Here is a 21,479-nt window from a genome sequence, read left to right as displayed (position 1 = left end):
CCTGTGAAAAAACAGATTGTGGTCGTCGGATTAGGTCGCTTTGGAAGCAGTGTCTGTAAAGAGCTACATAGCATGGGACATGAAATCATGGCGATAGATACAGACCCAGAAAAAGTGAATGCCTTAAGAGAGTATGCAGCTTTTACCGTGATTGCAGATGCTACTGATGAAAATCAACTGAAATCATTAGGCGTACGGAATTTTGAACATGCCATCGTAGCTATCGGAGATAATCTTCAAGCAAGTGTGCTATGCACTTTGATGTTAAAAGAACTTGGCTTGCCGAAAGTGTGGGTAAAAGCACGTGACCTCCAGCATGAGAAAATTCTTCACAAAGTCGGAGCAGATCGTGTCATTCAGCCGGAAAAAGAAATGGGAATCCGGGTGGCGCATCACGTCGATTCGGATAAAATTATCGACTACATCGATTTGTCCCACGATTACAGCATCATCGAGCTAGTAGCTTCTGGTAAGATGGCCAATAAAACATTGATTGACTTAAACATTCGCAAAGAATTCAATTGTATTGTATTGGCGATAAAAAAAGAGGAAGATGTTAATATCGCACCAGCAATTGACGATATGGTGGAACAAGACGATGTATTAATTGTTATGGGACATAAAAATGATTTAAAGCGTTTAGAAGAGAAAGCATTATAAAGACAGCCGGCTCCGCAATGGAGGCGGCTTTTTTGCTGCTTAAGTAGTCGTTTAGTGAGCTTACTGAATGGGAATCGTGCGTACAAGAGAAGTTGAGCAAGTAGACTAGTTTACAGAGAATGGAGGACGACGGATGGAGCTGCGGATAGAGTGGACGCATAAAACGCCTAAAGGCCCAGAAGTGAATTTCTTTTCAGAAGAACTACCAGCAGCTGCCGCGATTTTAATAGCCAAAGATCTGGAGCAAACAGGTCGAGCTAAAAATCTTCGTTTTGTAGATCGTTTTGATAGTAGCTGGACGTTAAAAGAAGTGAACGTATACTTAAAAGAAATAGAAACAGAACCGCATCATGTCATTGTTTATTTTGATGGAGGTTATGAACGTATTTCAAGAAGTGCCGGTCTTGGTTGTGTGATTTACTATGAGCAACATGGCAAATCGTATCGTCTTCGGACAAATACCAAATTGGATCAGCTGACTTCGAATAACGAAGCGGAATATGCAGCGTTGTATTTTTGTCTGCAGCAACTGGAACAGCTAGAAGTCCACCATCAACTCGTTCGCTTTGTCGGCGATTCTCGCATTGTCATAAACGGCATGACCAATGAATGGCTCGTAACAGAAAAACAATTAAAGCTTTGGATAGAACGAAGTAGAATAAAAATAAACGAGCTGGGCATTCAAACTGATTACCAATTAATACCGCGCAAAGAGAATTCAGAAGCAGATAAACTAGCTACGCAAGCGTTGAACGGTATAGCTATTGCAGCTTTAATTGAAATTACAAGTTAAGTTCGCTATGTGTAAGCGAAAAGAAATGGACAGGGTCATGCAACTCTGTCCATTTTTTTATAGGGAAAATGTTATTGTGTGTAAGCTAGTCATGCAGGAAGGTTGTACAGAGAGGAAATGCGAAAATATGGAATATTTTTAGGGTAAGCTACTAGTTATGTAGATGATGTATAGTACTATTAGTTTAAAAAACAGAATAGTCTGATTTTGGTGTTGTAAAAACAACGGAAATAGGTTATAAATAAGTTGTACAATAATTGTGCAAAAACTACACACGTGAAGGAGAGGAAAAAATGAAGAAAATTTTAGTTTCATTCTCAGTTGCTATGGCACTTGTATTCTCACTGCTCGCTGCTGGTGTGTTAGCAGATAGTCATACTGCTAAAGTCAGAGTGGTTCACGCTTCACCAGATGCACCTGCTGTCGATGTGTATGTTAATGGTGATTTAACGCTCGAAAATGTACCATTTAAGGCAGATTCAGGCTACCTAGAAGTGCCAGCCGGAACACATGATGTAGAAGTTTTTGCAAACGGAACGGAATATGCAGCGGGTGAAGGCGTATTGCAGGCAGACCTTACTGTTGAAGCAGGCAAAGCTTATACGGTTGCTGCAGCAAACTTGCTGGAATCTATTGAATTTGTAGTTGCTGAAGATTCAATGGAAGTAACAGAAGGGAAAACAAAAGTACGCGTTGGACACTTGTCTCCAGACGCTCCAGCAGTTGATGTTGGTGTAATTGGTGGAGATGCTTTGTTCAGTGGAGCAGAATTCCCTGGAATTACAGATTATGCAGAGTTAAATGCCGGTACTTATGACTTGGAAATCCGTTTACCAGATGGCACACAAGTGTTGCCACTCGAAGGCACGGAGTTAGCTGCAAACACTGTTTATAGTGTCTTTGCAGTAAATACGGTTGATTCATTGGAAGTAATTGCGCTTGTTGATTATGAAGCAGCTGGATCACCGGACGGCATGCCAACTACAGGTCTTGGTACGCCTGATCAATCTCAGGCTACTTGGTTGTTGTTAGGTGGAGCGCTTGTTCTTATCGGAGCTAGTACGCTTATATGGAAAAAACGGTTTCAATAAAGAGCTCCTGGTAGTTCCAACTCTTTTGTTGTTAGCGGGTTGTCAGCAACCTGTGGATGAAGTAAGTGTCCGTTCAGAAAGCGTAGGGTTTACGCTCGATGAACCGGCTACAGTCGATGTCCAGCAGGCGGCTCCAGCCCAAAACCCGATTAATGGGTTAAAGCGAACAGGTATTGAGCCCAGTTCATTAAAAATTCCTTCTATTAATGTGCAAGCGGAAGTCCAACATCTGGGGGTAACAGAGAATGGTGATATGGCAGTGCCGGATAATATCGAAGACGTTAGTTGGTTTTCTCCAGGATACCAACCTGGTCAAAATGGTCGCGCTGTAATTGCCGGTCATGTCGATGGTATTGACGGTCCTGCAATTTTCTGGGATCTTTCTAAACTCCAGTTAGGGGACAAAGTGGTAGTTGAAGGGAAAGACAGAACGTTGATATTCAAAATTCATACGATGGAGTCTGTCGCGCTTGATTTGGCGGATGTCTCGAATGTTTTTGGCTATACTTCTTCTCCTGAATTGGTACTGATTACTTGTTCAGGAACTTACGATTTTGATCGAGGAACACGAGAAGAACGTTTGATTGTCTACGCAAGTCTTGTAGAAGAATAACTGGAAAGACGTTGTAATGTGCTAATAAGAGCATATCGCAACGTCTTTTTAGTTTGAACTACGTGTGCATCTCGTTTTTTATTGGGATAGATGCAACCTTTTTCTGAATACAGCGTTCTATAGTAATTGAACAAAAGTCTATACGTTCTTTCTTAATCGTTGCAGTACAAATGCTTTAAAAAGAAAATCAAAATGACAAAAATTCAGCAACTCATACGCCTTTATTGACCGTATAATAGATACAGCATTTATTTTATTACAGAAAGCAGGATTCGTTTACATGGAATGGTTTGACTTGTTAAAAGCATTAATATTAGGGTTTGTTGAAGGGATGACAGAATTTGCTCCTGTTTCTTCTACAGGTCATTTAATCATCGTTGATGACATGTGGTTAAAATCACAGGAGTTTTTAGGGAAATACCCAGCGAATACATTTAAAATTGTTATTCAGCTAGGATCAATACTGGCAGTTGTTGTGGTCTTTTGGAAACGTCTATTCAGTTTAGTAGGCCTTTATAAAATAGAGGGTCAACAAGCAAGCTCGAGCTTCAATTTACTACACGTTATTATTGGCATGCTGCCAGCAGTGATTTTCGGATTTGCTTTTAAGGATTTAATCGATGATCACTTGTTTGGTGTTGAGACCGTCATCTATGCACTAGTTGCCGGAGCCATCTTGATGATTGTTGCAGACAAGTTCGGACCTAAAAAGCCAACAGTCAATTCTTTAGATGAAATTACCTATTTTCAAGCATTGAAAATAGGCCTCGTGCAATGCTTATCGCTATGGCCGGGATTCTCTCGCTCTGGTGCCACAATTTCAGGTGGTGTGTTGTTTGGGTTAAATCACCGAGTTGCGGCGGACTTCACGTTCATCATGGCTGTTCCGATTATGTTTGGGGCGAGCCTTGTATCGGTAATGAAAAACTGGGATACGTTATCGATGGATTATTTATCCTTTTACGTCGTCGGCTTCGTATCTGCTTTCGTCTTTGCGTTAATTTCCATTCGTTTCTTCTTAAAACTGATTTCTCACATAAAGCTTATGCCGTTTGCTATTTACCGATTGGTCTTGGCTGCAGTGTTGGCGATTATTGTTTTCTTATAATAAGCAAAAAAGGAGCTTCCAAGTGGAGGCTCCTTTTTTGTATCAAACAATCGGTAACTTTTCTACTAAAGAAATAAACTCGCGCGATACATAAGGGACATAGCGATTTTTCGCTAAAATAATGCCCAGTCTCCAAGGAAAAGTATGAGTCAGTGAAATCATTTTAAATGGACCATCTTTAACGCGGTCGCAAATCAATTTGGGCATTAACGTAACACCTAAGTTTTTTTCTACCATTCCGACAATAAAATCCCATTGCGAACTTTCATAGGCAATTTTGGGCGTAAATCCTTCACTTATACAAAATTCAATCGTTCGGCTGTTCAAAGTAAATTCTTTGCTAAGGAGCAAAAATGGATCATCTTTAAAATGAATTAAATCAATAACATCGTGACAGGCAAGAGGATGTGATTCGTGAACGAGCAATTTAATTTCTTGGTCAACAAAGGGGACGACATCGAATTTTTCTTGATCAACTGGCAGCATAACAAATCCCAAATCAACTTCGCCTTCGTATACTTTTCTCTCTACTGTTTTGGCACCATCTTCTGCAAGAATGACGGTAACGTCGGGATAAGCGTATTGAAATTCGGCGATGATGGTCGGAAAGAATAACGTACTGATAACTGGTGGAAGACCAATTTTTATTTTGCCTTTTTTCAAATTCATGACATCGTACAGAGAAGCCGATAAATCATCAATACTGTGAATGATTTTCTGAGCTTGTTCATAAACAACAACGCCTGCGTCAGTTAAATTGATTTGACGGGCTGACCGATCGAACAACATAACTTCCATTTCGTCCTCTAGGTTTTTTACCATTTTACTCAAAGTTGGCTGTGTCACGTGAAGAGTAAGTGCAGCTTTTGTAAAACTTCGATGTTTGGCAACTTCAACGAAATACGTTAATTGACGAATATCCATACTATTCTCCTCTACTTATAACTAATTATTATAAAACTTATAGTAATTATTCATTTTACCTATCTTTAAGAGAGTTGTACACTAATAAAAGCAAACAGCTCTAAATTTTCAGAAATTTAAATCGCTTTTTGAAAACAAGTAAGTAAGCGTTTTTATTTGGTAAGTAAAAGAAAAGGGGGATTTTAAATGTTGAGTATGATTGGAATGGTTGGTGGACTGGTACTTCTTATTGTTTTAACGATGAGAGGTATGAACTTATTGATTGCGGGTCCATTGTCCGCATTATTTGTAGCACTTTTCAGCGGACTACCATTATTTCCGCAATTGGTAGGAGAAGGAGAAGCAAACCTATTAACAAATTATATGACTAGTTTTTCTGGATTTATCACTGCTTGGTTCCCGATGTTCCTACTCGGTGCAATTTTTGGTAAAGTAATGGAAGATAGTGGAGCTGCTGATAGCGTCTCAAGATGGTTAGTTGGGAAATTTGGTTTATCGAAAGCTGTACTTGCGATTGTTATCGCCTGTGCTGTCTTGACCTATGGTGGAGTGAGTTTGTTCGTTGTCGCGTTCTCGGTTTTTCCAATGGCGCTTAGCTTGTTCAAACAAGCCGATCTTCCACGTCGCTTTATTCCTGCAGCTTTAGCTTTGGGCTCAGTAACATTCACAATGACGTCCGCGGGTTCACCTGAAATTCAAAACTGGATTCCGATTGACTACTTAAAGACGAGCCCGTATGCAGGGTGGGAAGTTAGTATTTTAGTCGCTGTCTTTATGGCCGTGTTTGGTTACTGGTGGTTAAAACGCATGATTAGTAAAGCTGTTAAGAAAGGCGAGCGTTTTGAAGCTCGTTCAACAGATCCAGTTGTTAAGAATCGAGAATTGCCGAACCCGATTATGGGCTTAATCCCACTAGTTGTCGTTCTTGGAATCTCCTTTATTTTCCATGATTCATTAAAAACATCTGCGTTGATTATTGCTTTACTAGGCGGCGTTTTGACAACGTATTTATTGAACCGTACGTATTTTTCTAATCTAGGCAAAGCTTTATCAGATGGAACAATCGGTGCATTAATTGCAATCGGTAATACGGCGGCTGTCGTTGGTTTTGGTGGTGTTGCCAAATCTGTCCCAGCGTTCCAAGTAGCAGTAGATGCGATGACAAGTATTCCCGGAAGCCCATTAATCGGTGGGGCGATTGCTGTCAGTGTCATTGCTGGACTAACTGGATCGGCTTCAGGTGGGCAAGTTATCGCCTTGCCACTTCTTGCACCACATTATATCGACATGGGTGTTAATACAGAAGCGCTTCACCGAACAATTGCTATTTCATCAGGAGCACTTGATTCATTACCTCACAACGGGTACGTCGTTACAACGATTCGAGGGATTTGTGGCGAAACACATCAAGCCGCTTATGGACCTGTTGGTGCTGTGACAGTCATTGTTCCGTTACTGGGACTTGCAATTGCCATCATTTTATTTTCACTAGGACTTGGAATTTAACAACAGCTACGGAGGGAACAAATGATGATAGACAACAAAGTAGTATTGATAACAGGCGCCGCTAGTGGAATAGGTTATGAAATCAGCTCAGATTTTGCACAAGCTGGAGCAAAAATTGTGTTATCGGATATTGATGAGCATGCAGTACAAAAAGCAGCAGAAAATTTGAGAGCCAAAGGGATGGATTGCCTCGGCATCAAATGCGATGTAACAAATGAAGAAGATATTAAAAATGTTATTGAACAAACAGTTGCTCATTATGGCTCACTGGATGTTCTTATCAATAATGCCGGAATGCAGTACATCTCACCGATTGAAGAATTTCCAACAGAGAAGTATGAATTATTGATTCGGATTATGTTAATTGCACCGTTTATCGCGACAAAGCACGCTTTCCCAATTATGAAAAAACAAGGTTCTGGACGCATCATTAACATGGCATCCATCAATGGACTTGTTGGTTTTGCAGGAAAAGCTGCATACAATAGTGCCAAGCACGGCGTCATTGGCTTGACGAAAGTTGCAGCACTCGAAGGCGCTGAGCATGGCATTACCGTAAATGCCATGTGTCCAGGCTACGTCGACACGCCACTTGTCCGAAATCAGATGAACGATTTAGCAAAAACGCGTCAAGTGCCAGTTGAAAAAGTATTTGAAGAAGTGCTATATCCTTTAATTCCTCAAAAGCGTCTACTGGCGGTAAAAGAAGTATCAGATTATACGATGTTCTTAGCTAGTGACAAAGCGTCAGGTATTACGGGACAAGCTGTTGTGCTAGATGGTGGCTATACCGCTCAATAAACTAAACCCGTTCAGCATAATAGGTGCCGAACGGGTTTTTCTTGTCGTTTTATAGACGTAGCTAGGGCAGATTAGTCAAGGAAATTGTCAATAATTCCAAGGAAAAGTTTGGGTTGCTCCACATTTGGTGCATGTCCAGAACGTTTAAATTCCATAAAAGTAGCATCGGGAATGGCAATTGCTGTTTCGCGTCCTTTATCAGGCGGGTTTAATCCGTCGAATTTGCCGCTAATGATCAATGTCTCGGCAGAAATTTGGGGAAGTTGTTGACGAAAGTCGAATTTCTTTAAAGCATCCGCTGCAATAGCTTGCTCTTTCATAGTCAATTGACGGCTTTTTTGAGCCGTTTTTTTGAGCCATTCATCAATCCGATTTTGGTTGTGATAGATATAGCTAGAGGAAGTCTTGAATTTTTCAAGAATGCTCAAACCGTCAAACTCCTCAGGATAACGATCAAAAAGCTCAGCCATAGAGGATTGTTCGCCGTAAGATTTAGTCGCAACTAGTACAAGCTTTGCAACTTTTTCCGGTTGTTGAGCTGCAATTCCCTGTGCAATATAACTGCCCATCGATACACCAATCACATGAACCGCATTAAGTGTGAGATGAGCAAGAAGAGCAAGGGCATCGTCTATATGATCTTGCAAAGTGTATTGTTCAAGACGGCTGGAATTGCCGTGTCCGCGTGAATCCAATGCAATAATGCGGTGTTCACTTTTGAAAAAGTCCATTTCGCGATAAAACATCGCTGAATTACTTGTCAGTCCATGAAGCAAGAGAAGTGGTTGTCCTTCTCCGATATCTTCGTAAAATAATTCGATTCCGTTGTGGGTGAAAACGGGCATAATCATTCTCCTTTATCAATCATCTATGACATGTAATACCCTGTAATTAAGAAAATTAAAAGCACAACTTTAAGTTGTACTCGTTAACTATCGTAGATATCAGTGCCATAGTTCTACTACGGACTGCCTCTATTTAATCAGACTGCGGACGAGAATTCTGCCATTTTTCAATAAAGCTGAATATCGCTGCAAGCAATATGAACATACTTGCGGTGACATACCAAGGAAACTCTGAAATAGACTGCCCAAATGCGGTATACAGAATGGCAGGTGCAATTAATCCAAGAGCAGAAATAGCCATGTATTCCTTAAGTGACTTAGTCATTTCCATCAAGTACCAAGATAATAAATGAAAATGAACAAAAGGCATAATCCGAAGAATCATCACTTGAGCAACAGACAAAGTGCGATTGGGGAATATTTTATCTTTCAATTTCCCCATTTTTTCTTGGAATTTCGGAAATTTATTGATTAATACGTAAGATACCCAACTCATTAACGTTAAGCCGATAAACGACAAAAGAGCTCCTTCAAAAAATCCAAAAAGGTAGCCTCCAGCAATACAAACAGCGATAACCGGTATGAATAACAGTGGCCGTAATAAATGCAAAAGTATAAAAAGAAGCGGTGCCAACCAACCGACGTTATCCATGAATGTTTCGAGGGATTGATCGAATTGCTCCATACGATCCCAACCTCTCTAATTATGTTTACTAATAAGGTAGGATAATCTAAAAAGACTGTAAAAGCAAGGAGTTTTTTTATGTGGTATATTCATGCTAGATATATCGACTGAATAATTTTGCTTGTCGATCTTCCAAAATTAACTATACTATTTTTCATATAAAGTCGCTAAAGGTAGATAGAAAAGAGGGATTGCATGAATGTATTAATTATCGGAGCGGGAGCAATGGGGAGTTTGTTCGCGGGACGTTTAAAAGAACAAGGAGCTAATGTCTTTCTATATAATAGGAGAAATTCTCATGTTGATAAAATCAATCAAAGTGGATTAACGATTGTTGAACGAGATAACCAGGAGACAATGGTTCCTTTGACAGTCGTACACGAAGTTTCAGGTGCTTCGTATGATCTTGTATTAGTGATGTTGAAAACGCATGCTACGAAAAATGTGTTAACCCAATTAAAGGATTCATTTTCTGTGAATACCTTATTTGTGACCATGCAAAATGGTCTTGGAAACTTAGAAACTATTTCAGCCATTTTCCCGAACAATCCTGTGGTTGCCGGTACGATGGGCTGTGGTGCTAGTGTAGAAAGTGCTGGACGGATTCTTCACCGGGGCTGGGGGAAAAATTGGATTGGTCATTCTAAAGATGTTGCTGCTCAAAAGAAAATAGGAGGATTCATCGAAGCGTTGAATTGCTCCGGTCTGGAAACGGAGTTAGCAGAAGATGTTCAAACCGTTATTTGGAATAAACTGTTTGTTAACGTTGCTTTTAATTCATTGACGGCAGTAACGCGCTTGAGAAATGGTGATATTCTCCATACAAATGAAGGACAACAGTTGCTCGAACGTATCATAACAGAAGCACTGCAGGTAGCTAAAGCGGAAGGTGTCTCTGTAGACGCACAACAGACAATCGCCAAGTGCATAAAAATGGGCAACGAAGAAATTGCCACCAATAAATCTTCTATGTTAATGGATATTCTACATAAGCGAAAAACAGAAATTGACGCGATCAATGGCGCTGTATCCAAACTTGGCAAATACCACGGCATACCAACTCCATACAATGAAATGATCACGAGAATCATTCGAGTCATTGAAGCAAATTATGACCTGCAAGTCGACTAACTTCTGAAGAATTCTGCTATACTTAGGAGATGTTGTCCTGAACAAAGGGGCAGATAAGGACGGGATGAATTGAAACAATTAACTGCAACAGGCGATTACATCTACACGTATGCTTATACAAATGATGAAAAAAATTTATGTCAATTAGAAATGCGATCTTTTTTCGAAAAAGACACCAGTAGCAAAATTATCAAAAGCGGAGTCGCAATCGATCCGAGTCGGAGCCCGTTTATTAAAGAACGAGTTGAAGTATTGCTTGAAGGCGATAGCTTGCAAGAAATTTTGAGACAATCAGCAGAAGTAGATATGGACCAGTTAACATTCAAGGTCATTTTTTTGAAAATCAATGGCTTGACTGAGCAGGACCAAGTTGATTATTCAGGTAAACGAAACATTGAGCGAGAAATTGGTTCCGCTATTACCGGTGAAGCAGACGTCCATCATCCAGATGTAACATTTGGGTTGATTCCTTTTGAAGGTCGCTGGTATCTCGGGCGCTATCTTCAAAGCGAGCCTGTTTGGTTTAAGCATATGAAAAAACCGCGCGAATATTCAACGGCATTAAGTACGCGCGTTGCTCGCGCAGTTGCTAATATTGCCGTACCACAACCAGAAGGTATCAAAGCCATTGATCCGTGTTGTGGTATTGGTACAGTTTTAGTGGAAGCACTATCAATGGGAATCGACATTGTTGGGCGTGATATGAATCCACTAGTTGTCGATGGATCTAGAGAAAATATCGCTCATTTTGGATTGACTGGTGAAATAGCATTAGGCCCGATTGCGGAAGTCGAAGCTATTTATGACGTGGCCATCATTGATATGCCGTATAACCTATACACACACGCAACGCCCGCAGACCAATTAGGGATTTTAAAAGCTGCATATCCGATTACTGAAAAGTTAGTGGTCGTCACGATCGAGACAATGGATCATATGATCAAAGAAGCGGGATTTGCCATTACTGACCGCTGTATTGCTAAAAAAGGGTTGTTCTTGCGGGAAATCGTCGTCTGTCAAAAAGCTGTTTAAACGTCGCGATAAGCGGCGTTTTTTGGTTGAAATCGGGTTTGGCAAGTATTTGCTCCCAATCGGACAGTATTTCAGCCCAATCGGACAGTATTTTCAAAAACATTAAAAAATAAAGGGAATTGCGTTCGAAAATTGAATATGGTAACAGTACCTTACTCGAAAAGGAGCTGCAAGCAATGAAAATAGCCACAACAACGAATTATCCAATTGCTAAAGTACGTGAACAATTTCCGGCTTTAACGAGAACTTATAACGGGAGAACGGTTGCTTATTTTGATGGTCCAGGCGGATCGCAAGTTGTCAGTTCAGCGATTCAAGCAATCGCTCGTTATATGGAAAGAGGCGGAGGTAATCTCCATGGTGCTTTTCCATCTAGTTGGGAAACAGAAGAAGTGATTTCAGAAGCAAGACTTGCGGTCGCAGACTTTCTAAATGTCCAAGCCAAGGAAATAGCGTTTGGAGCGAACATGACAACATTAACGATTGCCATCGCCAACGCACTCGGTAAAAAATTCAAAGCAGGTGACGAAATCGTGGTCACTGAAATGGATCATCGTGCCAATGTCGATCCGTGGATCATGATGGCAGAAGACCGAGGATTAACGGTTCGCTGGGTCAAAGTTGATACTGAAACAAAAACACTCGATTTGACAGAATTAAACGAACTCATCAATGAAAAGACAAAAATTGTCGCTATTGGGATGGCATCTAACGCGATTGGCACAATCGTCGATCTTAAACCGTTTGCGGAACGAGCAAAAAAGGTTGGAGCCCTATTAATAGCTGATGCTGTTCATGCTGCACCACATGTACTGATGGACAGAGACGACATGGAAATTGATATTTTATTATGCTCAGCTTACAAGTTCTTTGGACCGCATATCGGCATCGTCGCAATCAAAGAGGAAATTTTCAAAGATTTGGAGCCGTACAAATTGACCACTTCTCCAAGTTATTACCCAGATAAGCTAGAAACCGGTACGCAAAATCATGAAGGCATTGCCGGAATTCGCCCAGCTATTGAGTTTTTTGCAGGTTTTGGAGAAGGCGAAACGCGAAGAGCGCGTATTTTGAGTGGTGTGGCGCATATTGAAAGTTACGAAAACAGTTTGGCAAATCGACTGCGGGAAGGCTTATCAGCTATTGAAGGTGTGATAGTTACACAAGCTGCAGCAAATGTACCCAAAACGCCGACAGTCGCTTTCCAAGTTGCTGGTGTTGAACCAGGAGAAATTTGCAAAAAGCTAGCTGAAGACCATAGTATTTTTGTTGCCGCAGGTCATTTCTACGCATCGACACTTGGTGAGGTTCTAGGCGTCAATGACAGTGGTGGCTGGGTGCGTGCAGGTCTTGCTCCATATAGTACAGAAGAAGAGGTAGATCGTTTAATTGGCGCTATTAAAAATCTATAAATCAATAAAATAAACAAGGCAACGACTGATGACGCATCAGTTGTTGCCTTGTTTATTTTAGAGTAGTTTTGTGAGTCGAAGTTAATTCCGCTTGTACGATATAACGATCAGGCGCATAGCCAATAAAATCAAACGGATAACAAGTGGTTAGTGTCAATGTTGACTGTTGTTTTTCAACAATGACTGTTTTGTCATCTTCATGCGTAATCCAAATATCATTGATCTCATAGACAAAAGTCTCTCCATTGTATTCTACTATCAGTTCATCTTTTTCTTCAAGTTTACTTAAGCCGGTGAACACTGTATCACGATGTCCGCTTAATACCGTATGCCCATTTCCTCCGGGAACCGTCGTTAAGTCGCTGACAAATAGACCGACACCTTTTTCTAACGTTTTCTCGTCTGCTCCCCAATAAACCGAGTACTTTTGACCGGTTTTAGGAATCAGCAAATCCGCTGTTTTTTCTCCAAGTTCTTTCTCTACAGAAGTGGTCAATAGAGGTTCGGGTTCCTTAGTAGGAACGGAGACTGCTGTTTGCTCGGCTATTTCAATAGGTTCTTCAAAGACTTCAACTACAGGAAGTTCTTTCAATTCCTGAATTGTTTTCAATTCTTCTTCAGACAGATCTTGTGCAGAGCTTGTGGCGGTATGCCATTCGGATAAATTGTAAATGCCGATTGTCAGCCCTGAAACAAGTAAAAAAACACCCAACCATTTTTTCATAAGCCTTCACCTCAAAGAAAACTGGCAGGAAGCTTCCTGCCGGTAATTTCATTCTATACGTTCTGATTTTTGCGGCGGAACAATAGAAGTGAACCAGCGCCAGCAAGTCCAGCACCAAACAGCATCATCAAGGGACCGTTTGAAGCAGTTTTTGGCAATGCAGCACCTTCTTCTGTTTCATCCTTTTCAGTTGCTATTTCTTCTTCAGTAGCTGTCTCATCGGATAAATCATCAGATTTCTGGGTTGCTACGTAACTATCGTATTCACTTTGAGTAGTTTCGCAAGGCAAGCCATCACTGTCACCATCGAGGTTATGAGGGTCATTTTCAGCAGTGTAGCCATTCTCATACCAGAATGCTACTGCACCATCACCTTCAAAATCTCCACAATTTTTAGTGTCTTCTTCTGCGCCTACAGTTACAGCTGAACTTAGAACCAAAAATGAACCGAAAATAACTCCAACTAACTTTTTCTTCATAAATATTCCTCCTTTTTAGTAAAATATGTAACCTAGGTTCATCTTAACTATAGTTTACTTAATTTTCAATCAATTTTTAATATTATTGTCAAAAAATAACTAGAAAAGGTAAAAAGGCTTATGGAAAATACAGATGCGACAACCTTTAGTCCCCCTAAATATTCTGTGTTCTTCGACTGAGATACCGACTTGCAGAATAATCGACTTTTTTCCTTTTGCTCTAGATGATGGTATACTGGTAGGAACTTGTTCCGCCAACGGAGAGCATTACGTTATTTCCCACAAAGGGACATAAACAAAGGAGAATGAAATTTTGACACAAACGAACAGCAACTCTGATAACAAACCGACGAATTTACCACCGAATTACGACGAATTGAAAAAAGCGGCGAACCGGCAGGCTAACTGGAAAGAGCGTTTGGCTGCGGTTGAAGAGCTTGGTAACTGGAAGAGCGAGCCAACAATCGACCTTTTGACACATCGCATGAATCACGATTCTGTTTATCAAGTACAAGAAGCTGCTTATGAACAACTTAAAAACTTTGGTGAAAACGTTCATATGCCAGAGCGTAAGAAATTTGATTTGATCAAAGACACTTCGAAAGTACTTGTGCGAATCAAAAAAAGTTTGCCAGTAGGGCATAGCTATGAAGAATTTAAAGAAAAGTTGCAAAAAATGCGTAGCGATATTTACGATACGTATAAAGGCGACAAAGGCGAAGATTTCGAAAAATGGTTAGAAGAGCAATGGAAAGCAGCTCCATTCAAACAACCACGCCGCAGATAATAAAACCAAAACCCGAATGCCACCGAGGCATTCGGGTTTTTTTAAAGGTATTTTTGAATAATAGGTTTTAAACGGTAACCGAACAAACCGGCAAGTACAGCGAGGATTAAATCTTTTGGAAGCGGTACAGCCATCCAAGCCCAAGCCATTTTATACGTAAAGCCTTCAGGCGCTGCAAACCATAATTTGTAGGCTGCATACATCCAGTTGGTACCAAACAAATAATTGACCGTCATGCCGACGAGTGCCGCAATAACAAATCCTTTTTTAGTAGACCATTTTTCAGCAATGAGTCCAGCTAAATAAGCGGTAAAAACATAAGACACAATAAATCCAAAAGTTGGACTAATCAACGTGTCCATGCCACCAGAAAATTTTGCGAAAACAGGGACGCCTGCAAGACCGATAAATGCATAAACAATCATAGAAACGGCACCCATGCGACTACCAAGAAGAATGCCTGCTAAAATTGCAAAGAAAGTTTGAAGCGTAATCGGTACGCCGCCGATAATCAGAAACGAAGCAATATTTGCGCCAATGGCCATTAAGGCAGAAAATAACGCGATATGTACCAATTGCAGAGTGCGGGAGTGATTAGCCGATCTAGTCGTCGTTGTGGTCATTATATTTCCTCCTACTTTTTTCATATAAATTGAGTATAAAGAGATGATTTATTTAAGTCAACTTATTTATTTTTATGGTTAACTCATTTAAAAGGAGAAAAATACAATCAAAAAAAGCTGACTCGTTACAAGTCAGCTTTTTGCTATAATTTTAAAATCCTGGTTTATTTAATAACTTAAAGATATTATTCTTGTAGTCTTCTACGCCCGGCTGGTCAAATGGGTTAATATCGAGCATATATGCACTGTAGGCACATGAAAGCATATAGAAATACAATAAATGACCTAGATGGTATTCATCGATTTTAGAAATCGTTAAACTAAGCTGCGGTACACCACCGTCTAAGTGAGCACTTGATGTTCCTTTGTACGCGACGTGATTAAACTCCTGTAAAGAAAGTCCCGCCATATAATTCAATTCATCGTCGTCATTTTCAGCTTCAACAATCGACAAGTCTTCGTTTGCTTCTTGAACGAGTAAGAAAGTTTCAAACAAATTGCGTTTGCCATCTTGGATATACTGTCCCATCGAATGCAAGTCGGTTGTAAAGGAAACAGATGCCGGGAAAATACCTTTGCCTTCTTTGCCTTCACTTTCGCCAAACAATTGCTTCCACCATTCCTGAACGAACGATAGTTTCGGTTCGAATGTTGCCATTACTTCTGTCGTATAGCCTTCTACATAAAGCTGGTGACGAACTGCTGCATATTGTGCTGCTGCATTGTCATCAAAGTTCGTATTGTTGTAAAGTTCTTCTGCATTTGCAGCTCCAGCCATCAACTCGCGTATGGAATAACCCGCAGCGGCAATCGGAACAAGTCCAACAGCAGTGAAAACAGAATAGCGTCCGCCTACGTCAGCAGGAACGACAAAACGTTTATAACCATTTTCTTCAGCAAGTGTTAATAAAGCACCTTTTTCAGCATCAGTCGTTACAATAATTCGCTCTGCTGCTTCTTGGCCGTAGCGCTTTTCCATATAGTCTTTTAGGAAGCGAAAAGCGATAGCAGGCTCTGTTGTTTTCCCTGATTTGGAGATCACATTGACCATTATGCGTTTGCCATCAAGATGAGCAAGCAATTGCTTTAAATACTCACCGCTAACTTGGTGACCTGCAAAAACCACTTCGAGTCCTGATTCTTTACTGAAATAAGGAGCGAGTGCGGACAACACAGCTTTAGCGCCTAAATAAGATCCGCCAATACCAATCACTACTAATACATCTGCCTTATTCTGAATTTCCACTGCTGTTTTTTCAACTTTCTTCAAAAACTCTTCATCGAGTTTGCTCGGCCAGTCTAGCCACCCAAGAAAGTCAGAGCCTTTCCCTTTTTTGTTGTAAAGGTTTTCGTGAATCTGTTTTAAATGCGCTCTTTTTTCAAGTGTTAAACCTGCTCCAATTGACTCTGAAAATGTAAGTTCAACCATATTCATCCTCCTATCATTTGTTTATCAGTTTACCATATTTAAAGCGGCAATTGCGCAGCCAGCTAATGCAATAAGCAAAAAAACAGAAATCCATTACGCTGATCACAAGATAAATTTAACGCTAAAAGTTAGCAAGAAAAAAGCGATTCTTCGAGTCATTTTTACTCTAGAGCTTTTATTCTTTTAACTTATTGTTTTTTTTTGGTAAAATGAAGAAAACAATTGGGGGTTATCATGTGACTAAGAAATTAGCAGTCATTCTAGCACTGGCTTTCTTGGTTTTTCTTGCAGGTTGTCAACCAAAAGCGTCACCTGAAGAAAGGCTGAAGGAATACATAGGGCATTGGAACAAGGAAGAGTTCTCAGAAATGTACAGTACGTATTTAAACCAAGGCACGAAAGAAGCTTATGCTTCAGAAGATTTTGTCGAACGACAGCAAAAACTGTATACAGACTTGGCAATTGAAAATATTGAAGTGACTTATACCAAGCCCTCGAAAGATGAAAACTGGGATACTGAAAAACCTGCAGATTTTCCGGTACAGGTGAAGATGGATACGATGGCTGGACCAATCGAGTTTGAAAAAAATATGACTTTGTTGTATGAAACAGCAGAAGACAAAGAAGATTGGTTTATTGAATGGGATCCTTCTTTTATCTTTGAGCAATTGGCAACAGGAGACGAAGTTCGTGTCTCGGCAACACGTGCAAAGCGCGGTGAAATTTTAGATCGCAATGAACAACCAATTGCCATTAATGGAACAGGCTATAACGTGGGTGTGGTTCCTGAAAACTTCAAAGATGCATCTGCTAAAAAAGAACTAGCCACAGTTTTGGGAGTGTCAGTAGCATCTATAGACGAAAAATTAAACCAAAGTTGGGTTCAAGAAAATCAGTTCGTGCCCATATCAAAAGTAGCTAAAGACAACACGCAATTACTGGAGAAAGTAAAAGCTGTTCCAGGAGCAACTTATCAAGAAACAACTATGCGCGAATATCCATATGGAGAAGCTCTTGGCCATTTAAGCGGTTATATCGGACCAATGACTGCCGAAAAATTAGAAGAACTTAAAGACCAAGGGTATACGTCTACGGACTTGATTGGTAGAAGAGGACTTGAGCAAACGCTTGAAGAACGTCTTCGTGGCGAAAATGGTCTAAAAATTCTGATTAAAAAACAAGGCGATACAGGAGAAGAGTTAACGATCGCTGAAACTCCCGCAAAAGATGGAGAAACCGTTGTGCTAACGATTGATGCCGAATTGCAAAAATCCACTTATGAAGCGATGGAAGGCGAAGCTGGCACAAGTGCTGCGGTCAATCCAAAAACAGGAGAAACTTTAGTATTGGTCAGTTCACCAGCGTACAATCCAAACGAATACATGCTAGGGATTAGCGAGGATCGCTTTAAAGAACTAAGTGAAGATCCGTTAAATCCGTTATTCAATCGTTTTGGTGCAGCCTATGCACCGGGGTCAACAATCAAGCCTATAACGGCAGCAATCGGAATGGAAGCAGGAACACTAGAACCATCAGTTGGGTTACAGATTGATGGAGCAACCTGGCAAAAAGACGGTTCCTGGGGAGATTACCGAGTTACTCGTCTTCATCCAGAAGCACCGAATCCAGTTGATTTGAATACAGCGTTAGTCTATTCCGACAATATTTACTTTGCACGACAAGCACTTGAAATGGGCAATCAAGCATTTGTTTCTGGTTTGCAGCGCTTTGGTTTCGGAGAAGAAATTCCCTTTGCTTTAGAATTGCAATCGTCTCAAATTTCAAATGAAGGTACACTCGGGTCACAAGGACAGTTGGCCGATACATCATTTGGTCAAGGTCAAATGCTGACGAATATCCTTCACCTGGCTTCTATGTATGAGCCCTTCTTAACGGACGGTACGATGTACAAACCGTTATTGTTTATGGATGAAGAAAAAAGCCAAGTTTGGAAAGAAGGATTGCTTAGCGCAGAAAATGCAAAAGTTCTCCGCACTGGGATGCGTAATGTCGTCGTAGATGGCTATGCACAATCGGCAAACAGTAAAACGGTCAAGATTGCTGGCAAAACCGGTACAGCTGAGTTGAAAGGTGCGATTGGAGAAGAAGGACAAGAAAATGGCTTTTTTGTTGCTTATGATTCCGAAAGCCCGGATTTTATTTTAGCGATGATGATTGAATCAATTGAAGAAAACGGTGGCAGTGATTATGTTGCTGGATTTGCAACCAAGGTATTTGAAAACTATAAAGCTGAGTAAAAGAAAAAAGCCACCGACATCTATTGTTGGTGGCTTTTTGTATATAAGAAGGCTACGAGCCAAAACCAAATTTTAATTGCAGGGATTTTCATCAGAATATTGAATATAAACCAATAATAAATCATTCCATAATTTCAATGGCAGCCTGTAAGTATGCTCAACTAGATTTAGAAAGTCGGTTTAACAACAGCACATTCTAGTATCGGGAAGAGGGAGATGACGTTGAAGGAAGTATGGTGGAAAGAAGCAGTCGTCTATCAAATTTATCCAAGGAGCTTCAACGATTCGAATGGCGATGGCATGGGCGATTTAAATGGCATAACAGCAAAACTAGATTATTTGGATGAACTGGGCATTACCATCATCTGGATCTGCCCGATTTACCAATCTCCAAATATTGATAACGGGTATGACGTTAGTGATTACCAAGCGATTATGGAAGAGATGGGGACGATGGCAGATTTTGATCGCTTGCTAGAGGAAGTGCATAAAAGAGGAATGAGACTTATTCTTGATTTAGTAGTGAACCACACGAGTGATCAGCACCCGTGGTTTATAGAATCCCGTTCCTCTAAAGATAATCCAAAGCGTGATTGGTACGTATGGCGTGATCAGCAAACTAATTGGGAAAGTATTTTCGGAGGACCGGCCTGGACATTTGATCCGAAGACAGCGCAATACTACTTGCATATTTACACTAAAAACCAAGTAGATTTAAACTGGGAAAGTAAAGCTATGCGTAATGCCATATACAAGATGAGCCATTGGTGGCTAGCTAAAGGAGTGGATGGCTTCCGCGTAGATGCCAGTAATCATCTGAAAAAAGATTATCGGGACATGCCTCCTTCTCAATCTTCTCCTTATGTTCCTGCTTGGGAAAGATTTACTGACGTAGAAGGGTTACAGGACATATTGGCAGAGCTGCGAGATCGCGTTTTTTCGAATAATGATATTGTCACGATAGGCGAAGCGAATAGCGTCACGTCACAAAATATGGGGCTATGGATCGGTGAGCAGGAAGGGAAGTTCAATATGATTTTCCAACTAGAAGCGATAAAAGCGGCCAGTGGTGGTTTGAATAGCGGATTAAACGTAGAGGGATTACGAGAGGTTTTAGACCGTTGGCAAAAAGCAACATATGGCATTGCGTGGAATTCTCTTTATGTGGAAAATCATGATCGCCCAAGAACAGTTTCTATTTGGGGAAATGACCAAGATTATTGGTTCGAAAGCGCTACAGCACTAGCTTGTATGTACTTTTTCATGCAGGGTACGCCTTTTATCTACCAAGGTCAAGAAATTGGGATGACCAATGCACCCTTTGATGATATTGACATGTACGAAGACATCGAAACAAAAAACATCTATCGGTATAAGCGACAAGAAGGACTGTCTCACGAAGCAGTAATGGAAATTATTAAGAAAATTAGCCGAGATCATGCTCGGACACCGATGCAATGGAGCAATCAGAAGTTTGCTGGATTTTCTACAGTTACGCCGTGGCTTTCAGTAAACCCAAATTACAAATGGTTGAATGTAGAGGCTCAAAAAGATGACCCGAAATCTATTTGGGCCTACTATAAAAAAATGATTCATTTACGCCAAAACTGGAAGGTTCTGATTTATGGGACGACCGATTTAGCGGATTCTGGATGTCCAGATGTATACGCCTACATCCGTGAAGATCAATACACAAAAATGCTCATTGCTTCAAATCTAAGTGAACATGTCTGTACGTGGAATACCCCTTACGATGCGGAACTTCTTCTAAGTAACTATGACAAGCGTGAAAAAGGCGTATTACAGCCATACGAAGCCTGTGTTTACTTTTTGAAAAAAGAAATTTACTGAAGTTACTAAGCCACAAAGCCATCGTTTCAAGATGGCTTTGTGGCTTGTTTTGTTGGTTTATAAATAAAAACGGAAAGCTTTAACGAAAATTCCGTCATCTAAAGGTGAAAAATCAAGTGAAGAAATTCGCTCAAATCCCATTTTTTCATAAAGTGCAATGGCGTGCTTCATGAAACAGCCAGTATATAGACCAATGAATTTTTGTTTGCGAATTTTAGAAATATCAATGCAATGTTCGACCAACAACTTGCCGATTCCATGGGAACGGAAATCGGGATTGACAGCCAACATTCTAATCTCAGGACATTCAACTGCTTGGGAAGTTCCTGCGTAGGATTTGGAGTCAGCAGGAAATAAGGCTACACTCCCAACAATTTGCCCATCCATTTCTGCAACAAACACTTCAACGCCTGGCTGGTGGTTAATGTCAGAAGATAAATGAGTTTCTAGCATAGCCCATTGTTTTGATGATAGTTTTTCTTTGTGAATTTTATAGGAAGCAAGTCGTTGATTTTTTAGTAAAAAAAACTCATTTTTTTTGGCTTCGCGAATCAACAAAAGACCATCTCCTGTTACTCAGAATTCCGACCGGTGTTCAAGGTCTTAGAAAAGGTAAAATGACAAGTGCGTGAAGAGGCATGTAAAAAAATCTGCAGTTCAATGTCTAAAAAGTTATTGTAGACATGGTAATTATAAAGCTATATATTGCATACATCAAGAGTGAGTA

Annotated in this window: 21 protein-coding genes; 13 read left to right on the top strand and 8 right to left on the bottom strand. The window is 40.4% G+C overall.

Annotated elements, in window-relative coordinates:
- The first annotated feature begins 3 nt into the window (after positions 1-3).
- The 5 genes from QMF37_RS07055 to QMF37_RS07035 all read left to right on the top strand — a co-directional run bounded on the left by QMF37_RS07055 (position 4) and on the right by QMF37_RS07035 (position 4,265).
- Positions 4-660, top strand: coding sequence for a potassium channel family protein (locus tag QMF37_RS07055; RefSeq protein ID WP_058386095.1), 657 nt, complete (start codon positions 4-6; stop codon positions 658-660).
- Positions 661-793: 133 nt separating this feature from the next.
- Positions 794-1,453 (top strand): reverse transcriptase-like protein, encoded by a 660-nt coding sequence (locus tag QMF37_RS07050; protein WP_283477495.1) that lies wholly within the window; start codon positions 794-796, stop codon positions 1,451-1,453.
- 293 nt (positions 1,454-1,746) lie between these two features.
- Positions 1,747-2,544, top strand: a complete 798-nt coding sequence (locus tag QMF37_RS07045) for a DUF4397 domain-containing protein (RefSeq protein WP_283477493.1) — start codon at positions 1,747-1,749, stop codon at positions 2,542-2,544.
- Positions 2,545-2,596: 52 nt separating this feature from the next.
- Positions 2,597-3,157, top strand: coding sequence for a class F sortase (locus tag QMF37_RS07040; protein ID WP_245830235.1), 561 nt, complete (start codon positions 2,597-2,599; stop codon positions 3,155-3,157).
- Positions 3,158-3,437: 280 nt separating this feature from the next.
- The gene (locus tag QMF37_RS07035) at positions 3,438-4,265 is read left to right on the top strand and encodes an undecaprenyl-diphosphate phosphatase (protein WP_283477492.1); all 828 of its coding nucleotides are present in this window, start codon (positions 3,438-3,440) and stop codon (positions 4,263-4,265) included.
- Positions 4,266-4,307: 42 nt separating this feature from the next.
- On the opposite strand, the gene QMF37_RS07030 is transcribed toward QMF37_RS07035, so the two are convergent.
- On the bottom strand, positions 4,308-5,189 hold the full coding sequence (locus tag QMF37_RS07030; RefSeq protein WP_078080202.1) for a LysR family transcriptional regulator: 882 nt from the start codon (positions 5,187-5,189) through the stop codon (positions 4,308-4,310).
- A gap of 186 nt (positions 5,190-5,375) precedes the next feature.
- Between QMF37_RS07030 and QMF37_RS07025 the strand changes: the two genes are divergently transcribed.
- Positions 5,376-6,695: a GntP family permease gene (locus tag QMF37_RS07025; protein ID WP_071153707.1), complete on the top strand. Its 1,320-nt coding sequence runs from the start codon at positions 5,376-5,378 to the stop codon at positions 6,693-6,695.
- 24 nt (positions 6,696-6,719) lie between these two features.
- Positions 6,720-7,496, top strand: coding sequence for a 3-hydroxybutyrate dehydrogenase (locus QMF37_RS07020; protein WP_283477670.1), 777 nt, complete (start codon positions 6,720-6,722; stop codon positions 7,494-7,496).
- A gap of 71 nt (positions 7,497-7,567) precedes the next feature.
- Here QMF37_RS07020 and QMF37_RS07015 read toward each other — a convergent pair whose 3' ends face one another.
- Positions 7,568-8,341 (bottom strand): alpha/beta fold hydrolase, encoded by a 774-nt coding sequence (locus QMF37_RS07015; RefSeq protein ID WP_283477490.1) that lies wholly within the window; start codon positions 8,339-8,341, stop codon positions 7,568-7,570.
- 133 nt (positions 8,342-8,474) lie between these two features.
- Positions 8,475-9,026 (bottom strand): TVP38/TMEM64 family protein, encoded by a 552-nt coding sequence (locus QMF37_RS07010; RefSeq protein WP_071153705.1) that lies wholly within the window; start codon positions 9,024-9,026, stop codon positions 8,475-8,477.
- A gap of 195 nt (positions 9,027-9,221) precedes the next feature.
- On the opposite strand from QMF37_RS07010, the gene QMF37_RS07005 reads away from it, so the two are divergent.
- The 3 genes from QMF37_RS07005 (at position 9,222) to QMF37_RS06995 (ending at position 12,601) form a co-directional block, all read left to right on the top strand.
- Positions 9,222-10,157, top strand: a complete 936-nt coding sequence (locus tag QMF37_RS07005) for a ketopantoate reductase family protein (RefSeq protein WP_283477488.1) — start codon at positions 9,222-9,224, stop codon at positions 10,155-10,157.
- A 69-nt stretch (positions 10,158-10,226) separates the two neighbouring features.
- The gene (locus QMF37_RS07000) at positions 10,227-11,189 is read left to right on the top strand and encodes a TRM11 family methyltransferase (protein ID WP_283477486.1); all 963 of its coding nucleotides are present in this window, start codon (positions 10,227-10,229) and stop codon (positions 11,187-11,189) included.
- Positions 11,190-11,365: 176 nt separating this feature from the next.
- On the top strand, positions 11,366-12,601 hold the full coding sequence (locus QMF37_RS06995; protein ID WP_283477485.1) for a cysteine desulfurase-like protein: 1,236 nt from the start codon (positions 11,366-11,368) through the stop codon (positions 12,599-12,601).
- Positions 12,602-12,653: 52 nt separating this feature from the next.
- Here QMF37_RS06995 and QMF37_RS06990 read toward each other — a convergent pair whose 3' ends face one another.
- Positions 12,654-13,325: a class D sortase gene (locus tag QMF37_RS06990; RefSeq protein WP_283477483.1), complete on the bottom strand. Its 672-nt coding sequence runs from the start codon at positions 13,323-13,325 to the stop codon at positions 12,654-12,656.
- 53 nt (positions 13,326-13,378) lie between these two features.
- Complete coding sequence (locus QMF37_RS06985) at positions 13,379-13,804, bottom strand: LPXTG cell wall anchor domain-containing protein (RefSeq protein WP_283477481.1); 426 nt, start codon at positions 13,802-13,804, stop codon at positions 13,379-13,381.
- Between the two features lie 313 nt (positions 13,805-14,117).
- Between QMF37_RS06985 and QMF37_RS06980 the strand changes: the two genes are divergently transcribed.
- The gene (locus tag QMF37_RS06980) at positions 14,118-14,591 is read left to right on the top strand and encodes a HEAT repeat domain-containing protein (RefSeq protein ID WP_058386084.1); all 474 of its coding nucleotides are present in this window, start codon (positions 14,118-14,120) and stop codon (positions 14,589-14,591) included.
- 41 nt (positions 14,592-14,632) lie between these two features.
- Here the strand turns inward: QMF37_RS06980 and QMF37_RS06975 are convergent, their stop codons facing one another.
- Complete coding sequence (locus tag QMF37_RS06975) at positions 14,633-15,214, bottom strand: biotin transporter BioY (RefSeq protein WP_058386083.1); 582 nt, start codon at positions 15,212-15,214, stop codon at positions 14,633-14,635.
- 151 nt (positions 15,215-15,365) lie between these two features.
- Positions 15,366-16,649 carry a glucose-6-phosphate isomerase gene (locus QMF37_RS06970; RefSeq protein WP_071153701.1) on the bottom strand — a complete coding sequence of 428 codons (1,284 nt, stop codon included), beginning with the start codon at positions 16,647-16,649 and terminating at the stop codon, positions 15,366-15,368.
- A gap of 230 nt (positions 16,650-16,879) precedes the next feature.
- Here QMF37_RS06970 and QMF37_RS06965 point away from each other — a divergent pair, with 230 nt between their 5' ends.
- Together QMF37_RS06965 and QMF37_RS06960 are read left to right on the top strand one after the other, a co-directional pair.
- On the top strand, positions 16,880-18,901 hold the full coding sequence (locus tag QMF37_RS06965; RefSeq protein WP_078080203.1) for a penicillin-binding transpeptidase domain-containing protein: 2,022 nt from the start codon (positions 16,880-16,882) through the stop codon (positions 18,899-18,901).
- 216 nt (positions 18,902-19,117) lie between these two features.
- Positions 19,118-20,752 carry an alpha-glucosidase gene (locus QMF37_RS06960; RefSeq protein ID WP_283477475.1) on the top strand — a complete coding sequence of 545 codons (1,635 nt, stop codon included), beginning with the start codon at positions 19,118-19,120 and terminating at the stop codon, positions 20,750-20,752.
- A gap of 57 nt (positions 20,753-20,809) precedes the next feature.
- Here the strand turns inward: QMF37_RS06960 and QMF37_RS06955 are convergent, their stop codons facing one another.
- Positions 20,810-21,310: a GNAT family N-acetyltransferase gene (locus QMF37_RS06955; RefSeq protein WP_283477473.1), complete on the bottom strand. Its 501-nt coding sequence runs from the start codon at positions 21,308-21,310 to the stop codon at positions 20,810-20,812.
- Positions 21,311-21,479 lie beyond the last annotated feature (169 nt).

The sequence above is a fragment of the Planococcus sp. S3-L1 genome, assembly GCF_030063085.1.
Classification (GTDB): domain Bacteria; phylum Bacillota; class Bacilli; order Bacillales_A; family Planococcaceae; genus Planococcus; species Planococcus kocurii.
This window is presented reverse-complemented; position numbering and strand designations above follow the sequence as displayed.